4 protein-coding genes are annotated in these 2,447 nt (G+C 68.9%); all 4 read right to left on the reverse strand.

Features of this window, described 5'->3' with window-relative positions; genetic code table 11:
- Positions 1-486 (reverse strand): CYTH domain-containing protein (locus ACDELDRAFT_RS21380; protein ID WP_005800401.1); only part of this gene is annotated, 486 nt, incomplete at its 3' end.
- A 52-nt stretch (positions 487-538) separates the two neighbouring features.
- Complete coding sequence (locus ACDELDRAFT_RS21385) at positions 539-1,042, reverse strand: Dps family protein (protein ID WP_005800402.1); 504 nt, start codon at positions 1,040-1,042, stop codon at positions 539-541.
- A gap of 176 nt (positions 1,043-1,218) precedes the next feature.
- On the reverse strand, positions 1,219-2,184 hold the full coding sequence (locus ACDELDRAFT_RS21390) for a LysR substrate-binding domain-containing protein (RefSeq protein ID WP_005800404.1): 966 nt from the start codon (positions 2,182-2,184) through the stop codon (positions 1,219-1,221).
- The coding region (locus ACDELDRAFT_RS21395; protein ID WP_005800406.1) for a hypothetical protein at positions 2,181-2,447 on the reverse strand (267 nt) is incomplete at its 5' end. The genes ACDELDRAFT_RS21395 and ACDELDRAFT_RS21390, both read right to left, overlap by 4 nt.

The raw sequence follows: 2,447 nt of genomic DNA on the forward strand, positions 1-2,447 counted from the left end.
GCCCAGGTCGAGCGCCACCTCGATGGCGCTGCCATCGCGCCGGCGCACCGTCCAGGTGGTGCGCTCGAAGGCCGTGGAAAAGTACGCCTCGAGCGCGGCGAACACCGTGCCATCCGGGTCCAGGCGCAGCCAGTGCGGCGCCGCCCGCAATGCCGCCGGATCGAGTGCCGGCCCCGGCACCGGCACCTCCCATTCGCCGCGCAGGCTCAGCGCGGAATCGCCGCCGCCACCGGTCTTGAAGGTCTGCAGCCAACGGGGGGCGCCAGGCCCGTCCACGCGCCGCAGGCGCAAGGCCATGCGGTGGGCCTGCAAGGCCCCATCGGGCGTATCGTAGTAGATGTTGCAGACCTGCTTGCGCAGCGGCGTGCGCCGCGCCAACACGGGCAGGCGCGCGAGCTGCCGGGCCAGCCCGGCGGGGTCCATCGTGGGCAGGGCGAGCTTGATTTCAAGCTCGGCCCCCGGGCCCGGCTGGATGGCGGATGGCATGGTGCAGTGGTGGGGCACGGCGCGGGCACATGCGCGGTGGCCCGTCAGATCATCAGTCTTCGAGCAGCGAGCGCAGCATCCAGGCCGTTTGCTCGTGGACGGTGAGGCGCTGGGTCAGCAGGTCGGCCGTGGGTTCGTCGCTGGCCTTGTCGGCCAGGGGAAACAGGCTGCGCGCGGTGCGGGCCACGGCCTCATGGCCTTCGACCAGCACGCGCACCATGTCCAGGGCCTTGGGCGGCTTGGCGGGCGCGTCGGGCACGGTGGCCAGCTTGCCGAATTCGGCGTACGAGCCAGGCGCCACGTGGCCCAGCGAGCGGATGCGCTCGGCAATCGGGTCCACCGCGTTCCACAGCTCGGTGTACTGCGCCATGAACATGGTGTGCAGCGTGTTGAACATCGGGCCCGTCACGTTCCAGTGGAAGTTGTGCGTGGTCAGGTACAGCGTGTAGGTGTCGGCCAGCAGGCGCGAGAGGCCCTGGGCAATGGCGGCGCGGTCCTTGTCGCTGATGCCGATGTTGATGCCGGGTGCGGTGGTTTTGCTGGAAGCCTTGGCCATGACGTTTCTCCTTGGGATGGTGGGTCTGCCCAGCGCTGCCATGGCGGCGCAAAGCGGGCCCGGTGGTACAGCCGCTCGCCAGCGCCCTCAGGAGCCGGCGTGCGGAAGCAATGGCCCACTGTAGCGCAGGAAACCGGCGGCAGCGAGGCGGCGCCACCCGCCACGCTCGCACCGCGTCATGACAGCCGCGTGACGCCCGGCAGTTCGCAGGCGTAGATCGCGTTGCGCAACGCGGCGATGGCCTCATAGCGCGTGAAGCTGCGCCGCCAGGCCAGCACCACGCGGCGCTTGGGCGGTGGGCTGCCGTCTTCTTCGCGGATGGGCAGGTAGCGGACAAAGCTCTCGTCGCTCTTGCGCCGGCGCGACACGGTGAGCAGCGCATCGCGCGGCACCGACAGGCGCGGCACCAGCGTCACGCCCATGCCCGCCGCCACCATGTGTTTGATGGTCTCGAGTGAAGACCCCTCGAAGGATTTGCGGATGCCTTCGGCGTTGCTGGAGAAGCGGGCGAACTCGGGGCAGACCTCGAGCACGTGGTCACGAAAGCAGTGGCCCGCGCCCAGCAGCAGCATGGTTTCGCTCTTGAGCTCTGCCGCCGTGATGGATTTTTTCGACGCCAGCGGGTGCGTGCTGGGCACCGCCGCCATGAAGGGCTCGTCGTACAGCGGCGCCATGGCCAGCCCGGTGTCGGGAAAAGGCTCGGCCAGGATGGCGCAGTCAATCTCGCCGGTGCGCAGCATCTCCAGCAGCTTGACGGTGAAGTTCTCCTGCAGCATGAGCGGCATCTGGGGCGTGCGCCCGATGGCCTGGCGCACCAGGTCAGGCAGCAGATAGGGGCCGATGGTGTAGATCACCCCCAGCGTCAGCGGCCCTGCCAGAGGGTCCTTGCCGCGCCGGGCGATCTCCTTGATGGCAGCGGCCTGCTCCAGCACGCTTTGCGCCTGGCGCACGATTTCCTCGCCCAGCGGGGTGACGGACACCTCGCCCGCACTGCGCTCGAACAGTTTCACATCCAGCTCTTCCTCGAGCTTCTTGATGGCCACCGACAGCGTGGGCTGCGACACATAGCAGGCATCGGCGGCATGACCGAAGTGCTTTTCGCGCGCCACGGCAACGATGTACTTGAGTTCGGTGAGGGTCATGGCGATTCCAGGCGGCAGGGATCGTCATTGTGCAGCGCCACGCGGCGCGCAACCCAGGGCGTGACGACGCAGCGGTGCAGAACCAGCGCCACCAGCAGGGCGAGGATGGCCGCGCAGGCCGCCACTTCAGGGACAAGGAACTGGCTCTGCGCCAGCGCATCTTCATAGATCTCGCCACGCAGGCACTGCATGACCGCCAGCAGCAACCCTGTCCACACCAGCGCCAGCGCCACGTGGGGCCAGGGCGAGGGGCGGTCGATGCC

The organism is Acidovorax delafieldii 2AN, from assembly GCF_000175235.1.
In the GTDB taxonomy this organism is placed as follows: domain Bacteria; phylum Pseudomonadota; class Gammaproteobacteria; order Burkholderiales; family Burkholderiaceae_C; genus Acidovorax; species Acidovorax delafieldii_B.